The sequence below is a fragment of the Agromyces sp. P1_H4 genome (assembly GCF_056405255.1).
The window spans coordinates 1-628 of record NZ_JBFUCL010000621.1 but is presented as its reverse complement, the minus strand read 5'-3'; the positions used below and the strand labels follow the sequence as shown (position 1 = coordinate 628).

Genomic DNA, 628 nt, shown 5'->3' with positions numbered 1-628 from the left:
GCGCCACATCGCGGCCTTCAGTCGGGCGCTGACCGCGGCCGGAGTCACGGCGAGGAGGGCGGCCGCCTCCTTCTGGCGGCGCCCTGCGAGCATGAGGTCCACGACCTCCCAGCCGAGGTCGGTCCGTCGCTCCCTGAGGAGCACGAGCAGTCGCACGAGCGCCTCCACGTCGGCGGCGGGCCGCGGGGGGTCGCCGGCCGCCCGGAGTGCGAAGCGACCCTCGGCGCGCTTCGCAGCGACCACGGCCTCGCGCGCGGCGATGAAGGCGGTGCCGGTGGCCTTGCGTGCGGCATCCGGAAGCGGCAGCCGGATGTCACCGACGCCGATGCCGACGCTCCACCTCCCGGTGCGGGTCACGTCGTCGCGGCGCGTTCGGATTCCGCGTCGAGCTCGGCGAGCAGTCGCTCCAGGCCCGGGCGCGCGTCCTCCTCGGCGCGCCACATCGCGGCCTTCAGTCGGGCGCTGACCGCGGCCGGAGTCACGGCGAGGAGGGCGGCCGCCTCCTTCTGGCGGCGCCCTGCGAGGATGAGGTCCACGACCTCCCAGCCGAGGTCGGTCCGTCGCTCCCTGAGGTCCCAGCCGAGGTCGGTCCGTCGCTCCCTGAGGAGCACGAGCAGTCGCACGAGCG

Annotated in this window: 2 pseudogenes; both read right to left on the bottom strand. The window is 75.3% G+C overall.

Annotated features, from left to right (window positions below):
• Positions 1 to 357, bottom strand: a pseudogene (locus tag AC1DY2_RS20430) (DNA-binding protein); the annotation flags it as partial.
• Positions 354 to 628 (bottom strand): annotated as a pseudogene (locus tag AC1DY2_RS20425) (hypothetical protein); the annotation flags it as partial. The pseudogenes AC1DY2_RS20430 and AC1DY2_RS20425, both read right to left, overlap by 4 nt.